The organism is Blautia sp. AF34-10, assembly GCF_003477865.1.
GTDB lineage: Bacteria > Bacillota > Clostridia > Lachnospirales > Lachnospiraceae > Fusicatenibacter > Fusicatenibacter saccharivorans.
On the sequence record NZ_QUED01000032.1, the window covers coordinates 24,103 to 30,492 of the forward strand.

The window sequence follows — 6,390 nt, forward strand, 5'->3', positions numbered from 1 at the left end:
GAGGACTGAATTTTCTCTTTTCAGCCCTCGCTCTTTTTATTTTTCCCTTACAGATGTTCCAGCATTCCCTGCAGCCAGATCTGGCCTTTGAAACGTCTTCCCACTTCCGGTACTCCAAATAAATCCTTTTCGTTGATACAGATGTCTATCGGCACATCGTTGCAGACGAGGCCGAGCTCATACACCTGCTCGCCCGTTACCGCGTTCTTCGTTGTATTCATCTCCGTAATTTCACCCATCACGCTGTACTGGTCACATTCAAGACCGCTCGGCATGAAAAAGCTATCTACAATAGAAAAGACATCTTCCTTCGTCAGACGCTGGGAAATCATGGCATATGTGTCAATATCATCCATGGTGAGACTTTCCATCGCATCCTCATCCCCGTTTCTGGCAGCCGAGATCAGTGAATTCTTCTGCTGCGTGCTGCGGCGCTCCTTCTCGACCTGTTCCGGGTCTTTCTGGATCGGAAGCAGAATTGTTCCTTCCGCTGCAAGACCGGAGACAGAAAGCGGGAGCGGAAGCGGCTGCAGCGCATTTTTCTGTTTCATCTCAAGATATTCCGCTGCATGCGTCAGATAAAAGATCATCGTGATGCCAAGCCGCATATCGTCGCAGGCGCCTGCAAACGATTCCTTATCGACGTGGCGCTCCACCGATACCTCCTCGTAGGAGCTGATCTGCCCGCCCTCGAAATAGGGATAATAATATTCCATCTGGAAACGGTTGTTCTCATCAATTTCCCCACAGACTGTGATACCACAGTCATATGCATATTCTTTCGAAAATTCAGCAAAAAGGTGGTGTTCTTCTGTTTCCACAATCTTTTTACGGTCGTAGTTTTCTACTACATCACAAAGAATCTCCTGGAGTTCCTTCGTCGTCTTGATCTTTGAAAATCCAATGGTTTTCAGGTAAGCGTGCATAAGAACACCTCCTCTCATTCCTTTGTATTTCTTATGCGATTAGTGTTTCGGAACCAGTTTCTCTTTTCCGCCCATGTACATACGAAGAACTTCCGGAATGCTTACGGTTCCGTCTGCATTCAGGTTGTTCTCCAGGAATGCGATCAGCATACGCGGCGGAGCAACTACGGTGTTGTTCAGGGTATGTGCCAGGTATTTCTTTCCGTCCTCGCCGTTGACACGGATTTTCAGACGTCTTGCCTGTGCATCACCAAGGTTGGAGCAGCTTCCTACCTCGAAGTATTTCTTCTGACGCGGAGACCATGCCTCAACATCGACAGATTTTACTTTCAGGTCAGCCAGGTCACCGGAGCAGCACTCCAGAGTACGAACCGGGATATCCATGGAACGGAACAGGTCTACGGTGTTCTTCCACAGTTTGTCATACCACATCATGCTGTCTTCCGGTTTGCAGACAACAACCATCTCCTGTTTCTCAAACTGATGGATACGATAAACACCACGCTCCTCGATGCCGTGTGCTCCTTTTTCTTTACGGAAGCACGGAGAGTAGCTGGTCAGGGTCAGAGGCAGTTTCTCCTCCGGGATGATGCTGTCGATGAATTTACCGATCATGGAGTGCTCGCTGGTTCCGATCAGGTACAGATCCTCGCCCTCGATTTTGTACATCATGGACTCCATCTCAGCGAAGCTCATAACACCGTTTACGACGTTGCCGTGGATCATGAAAGGCGGTACGCAGTAGGTAAATCCGCGGTCGATCATGAAATCTCTTGCATAAGAAAGGATGGCAGAGTGGAGGCGTGCAATGTCGCCCATCAGATAATAGAATCCGTTTCCTGCAACTTCTCTTGCTGCGTCCAGATCGATTCCGTCGAAGGACTCCATAATGTCGGTGTGATACGGGATTTCAAAATCCGGTACAACCGGCTCGCCGAAGCGCTCTGCTTCTACGTTCTCGCTGTCATCTTTTCCGATCGGTACGGAAGGATCGATGATGTTCGGGATCACCATCATGATCTTCTTGATTTCTTCTTCTACTTCTTTTTCTCTTGCAGAAAGAGCCTCGATGCGGGAACCGTCAACAGCTACCTGTTTCTTTACTTCCTCAGCCTCTTCTCTCTTGCCCTGGCCCATCAGTGCGCCGATCTGTTTGGAGATTTTGTTTCTTTTTGCACGAAGTGCTTCTACTTCCTGTTTGATGTCACGGTTTTCTTTATCCAGCTCGATGACTTTATCAACCAGCTCCAGTTTCTGATCCTGGAATTTATTTCGGATATTCTGTTTTACAACTTCCGGGTTTTCTCTTAAAAACTTAATGTCTAACATAATTTCCTCCTAGTAGATCTTATCCCCTCATTTTGGCGGGATTCTTTTTGTTCTTTCCAGCCCGGAACCACTGCCGTTTTTCCAGCATTTATGCGGGTTTGGCGCGTTCCAGTACCATCATATAACAGTATATGCATTTTTTCAAGCGTTCTTTCATGCTGTTTACAGTTCACCCGCGCCATTCGCAAAACCGCGCTTTCAGCGCTCTCCGCTGCTTCGCAGCTCTTTTTGCTCATACCCTGGCGCTCCCTTCGTGCATTCATAGAGACAGATTTTCATGCAAGCATGAAATCTGCCTCCACGAATGCACGAGTGAACTTTTGCCCTACATCAGATCGATCGAATTCATCGTAATTGCCTGGCGCAGTGCGTCGATTTCCTCGGCGCTCAGCATGATATAGGACTCGCCTTTTACGATCTCTTTCAGATATAAAAAACAGTTGTCACGGCTGTGGATTGCATTCAGGATAAAACCTGTGTTTTCTTTGTCGAGCATTGCCAGCGCAAAACTCATCTTTCCGCCCACATCGTCAAACGCATCATATTTTACGATTCCGTATTTGTTCAGCGTCATGCCCTGGATCTTTTTCAGATCCGCAAGATTTTTTTTCGTCAGCTCATTCTGCTTGTTCAGTTTGTCAATTTCCTTGAACCGCTGATGAAACAGCTTTTCGAGTGACTGGGCGTCTTTTCCCTTCATAAAGCTTCTGTACTTCTGGTTCAGTCTGCTCAGACGCAGCGACATGCTGACCGTCATAATCATCATCACGATAATCAGTACAATCAGAAGAAGTACAACAACGCCAAGGTCAATTCCTACCTTACTAAATAAATCGCTCATTATTCTACCTCTTACTGTATTGATTCAAACAGATCCATGATTCTCTCGAGCTCTTCCTGGGAATAATACTCGATCTCAATCTTTCCTTTGTGCTTTGCCCCGCGGTGAATGGAAACCTTCGTACCAATGATGCTCTTAATTTTCTCTTCCAGACCTTCGTAGATGGCTTCCTCTTCCAGATTGACTTTCTTTTCTTTCTTCACCTTCGGATTCAGGATCTCTTTGACCAGGCGCTCGGTCTCACGGACACTGAGCTTTTCATCGAAGATTTTCATTGCCGTATTGTACTGGAGTTCTTTATTCTCCAGCGCCAGCAGCGTACGCACATGACCGGTTGTCAGCATTTCATCGACAACCATCTGCTGTACCCTGTCATCCAGTTTCAGGAGACGCATCGAGTTTGTAACCGCCGTTCTGCTCTTGGAAACGCGCTCTGCGATTTCATCCTGGCGGAGATGGAACTCTTCCATCAGGCGTTTGTATGCGTGTGCCTCCTCAATCGGGTTCAGAGATTCTCTCTGAATATTTTCAATCAGGGAAATCTCGACAACTTCCTGCTCGGTAAAATCTTTAATGATGACCGGTACTTCTTTGATTCCGGCAAGCTTTGCAGCCTCCATCTCCGTTCCCCTGCGATGATCTCATAATAATCATCTTTTTTCTGCACCAAAATCGGCTGCAGAACTCCGAACTGTTTGATGGATTCCGAAAGTTCGATCAGGCCGTCCTCGTCAAAGGATTTTCGCGGCTGTTCGCGGTTCGGTTCAATTTCGGAGATTTTCAGTTTCATCTCGACTGGTTTTTCGACAACTTTTTCAACAACCTTCTCGACTACTTTGACCTCCGGTTTTGCCGGTTTCTCTTTTGCTTCTGCTTTGGCCGAATGTCCCGGTGAAATCAGGGAATCCAGGCCCTTGCCTAAGCCTCCTCTTCTCGCTGCCATTACTCTTCATCCCCCCTGTGAATCACTTCGTCTGCCAGGAGACGGTAGCTCTCTGCACCGGTGGACCGCTTGTCGTAATAGTTGATCGGCATACCGTAGCTCGGTGCTCCGCAAGGCGGACATTTCTCGGAATAATGGTTTTGTAGATATTCTGATCCAGGCTGTCTTTTACGTTTTCTACTACCTGCAGAGAAAGATTCGTTCTCGCATCGTACATGGTAAAGACAACGCCTTCCATCTCCAGTTCTGGATTCAGACGCTCCTGCACCAGCTCAATCGTGTGCATAAGCTGGGATAAGCCCTCCAGTGCGTAATATTCACACTGAATCGGCACCAGAACGGTGTCCGCGGTGGTCATCGCGTTGATTGTCAGCATATTTAAGGATGGCGGACAGTCAATAATAATGAAGTCGTACTGATCGCGGACCTGATCAATTGCGTTTTTCAGGATGAATTCTTTGTCTTCCACCCCGATCAGCTCGATCTCCGCTCCGGCCAGATTGACATTGGAAGGGATAAGGGAAAGATTGTCAAAATTCAGAGGAATGATGCAGTCCTCCAGTTTTGACTCTCCAAGAAGCAGCTCATAGATGGTATTTTCCACTTCATTTTTCTCTACTCCCATTCCGCTGGTGGTATTTCCCTGCGGGTCCATATCAATGGTCAGAACTTTTTGTCCCATTTCTCCTAAACAGGAAGAAAGGTTAATTGCGGTGGTAGATTTACCTACGCCGCCTTTCTGGTTTGCAATTGCAATTGTTCTTCCCAAAATATGTATTGCCTCCTTTCATCTTTTTGTTTTCCATTTGCAGTTTTTCCTTTTTACAGGAAATGACCTGCCGGCACTTCTTTCAAAAAAATGATTCATGCGGCAGGTGTTTTGGCATATAGATAGGAAAAATCTCCTTTTCTATGCCAGTCTATCTGAGGAATTCTTCAGATTCTATCTCAAAATTGCCCCAATTTGGGACAAAGATATTTTATCATACTACGCCGGATTTTACTACTGGAAATGTTTCACGTGAAACATTTTCTGCATTTTTGCATGATTAGGCGGTTTGAAGCATAAGAAAATTGGAGATTTTTGGCGATGTTTCACGTGAAACATTTTGAAAAGCACTGTTTTACAATAATTTTTCTCGGTTTTTACGCTGTTTAAATGCTTTTTGGAATTTTTTCAGCGATGATTTTGCATTTTTTGATGGTTTCCAAGTAATTCTGCAATGTCAGAACATTTTTTTCTGTTTCACACAGTTTTTATAAAATGTTTCACGTGAAATATTTTAATTTTGACGTTTTTGAGGTATAAATATACTGGAAACGTTATTTTAATCGTGTGATGCTCTTTTTCAAGGAAATCTCAGGTGATTAGGAAGAAAAAATCAACTTATCAGGATATTATTGATACATAGATCAGGAATCAAAACTGTTTATGGTTGTTCGGTGATCGTAAATGTCTCTTTTGTATATAAAATGTATTTTTATTCACTAGGGCTCTGTTTTTTCATCGTTCTTCCTCGCTTTTTTCAAATTTTCAGCATTTTTCTCTTTATTTTCATCAGTAAGAGGCATAATCCGTGAGACATCCTCTTTTTCATTTTTTCTCCAGTTTTTCTCTTTTCGGGCGGTTTTTCTTTGATTTTTTTATTTTACAGGCCAGGCTGCACATTTTCTGTTTTTTATCGATTTATTTGATTACACTATAATTTTTCTGTTTTTATGGTTTTAATATTTTTCTCTCGCTGCCACGTCTTTTATCCTCTTTTCCATCTTTCTGGCTTACCTTTCTCTTTTTTTTGTAAACAATCTCACTTTTTCTCTTTTATCAACATTTTTTATTCCTTCTCTCCGTTTTTTATCCCTCATCGCCATTTCACACCATTTTCTTGCCTTTCACTGCCTCTCCCTCCCGTTTTTATTCTTTTCGCCCATGTCTATACTACATTTTCCCCTTTTCAGTCGTTTTTTGCCTTTTCTCAACTCATTTTTATCTTTTTTGCTTTTTCCGCCTCTTCCATCGTTTTACACCCTCTTTTTGCCATTTTTTAGATCGTCCTCATTTTTTCGTTTCTACTTATGTCACTTTCCCTGTCTCATTTTTCACGTTTCACGTCTCTCAAAATGTTTCACGTGAAACATCGTTTTTTACGATTTTCGGTCTTCGGCGATCAGTGAGAAGCGATTTGCTTTCCGGCTTTCCGAAAATCACTCTCATTTTTCGCCTCTCTTATTTTTAAAATAATCGTATTTTCTATTCTATTTTTGATTTTCTCCGTCTTTTCTACATTTTTCCTGTATTTTCGCGTGTTTCACGTAGTTTTTCGTCTCTGTTTTCTCTCTTTTATTAAATT

General features: G+C 43.8%; 3 protein-coding genes and 2 pseudogenes. All 5 read right to left on the bottom strand.

Annotation, left to right across the window (positions count from 1 at the left end; genetic code table 11):
- Window positions 1–47: 47 nt before the first annotated feature.
- Window positions 48–926, bottom strand: coding sequence for a DUF3881 family protein (locus DWZ60_RS15200; protein WP_118720408.1), 879 nt, complete (start codon window positions 924–926; stop codon window positions 48–50).
- Window positions 927–965: 39 nt separating this feature from the next.
- Window positions 966–2,255: a serine--tRNA ligase gene (serS, locus tag DWZ60_RS15205; RefSeq protein ID WP_022461753.1), complete on the bottom strand. Its 1,290-nt coding sequence runs from the start codon at window positions 2,253–2,255 to the stop codon at window positions 966–968.
- Between the two features lie 325 nt (window positions 2,256–2,580).
- Window positions 2,581–3,096 carry a DUF4446 family protein gene (locus DWZ60_RS15215; protein ID WP_022461754.1) on the bottom strand — a complete coding sequence of 172 codons (516 nt, stop codon included), beginning with the start codon at window positions 3,094–3,096 and terminating at the stop codon, window positions 2,581–2,583.
- 11 nt (window positions 3,097–3,107) lie between these two features.
- A pseudogene (locus DWZ60_RS15220) lies at window positions 3,108–4,039 on the bottom strand (ParB/RepB/Spo0J family partition protein).
- Window positions 4,039–4,808 (bottom strand): annotated as a pseudogene (locus DWZ60_RS15225) (ParA family protein). The pseudogenes DWZ60_RS15220 and DWZ60_RS15225 overlap by 1 nt, the downstream one beginning before the upstream one ends.
- Between the last annotated feature and the right edge of the window lie 1,582 nt (window positions 4,809–6,390).

What these genes read in the sequence shown, in the direction of transcription:
- DWZ60_RS15200 (WP_118720408.1), bottom strand. Translation starts at nt 926, where the DNA reads ATGCACGCTTACCTGAAAACCATTGGATTTTCAAAGATCAAGACGACG.
- serS (WP_022461753.1), bottom strand. Translation starts at nt 2,255, where the DNA reads ATGTTAGACATTAAGTTTTTAAGAGAAAACCCGGAAGTTGTAAAACAG.
- DWZ60_RS15215 (WP_022461754.1), bottom strand. Translation starts at nt 3,096, where the DNA reads ATGAGCGATTTATTTAGTAAGGTAGGAATTGACCTTGGCGTTGTTGTA.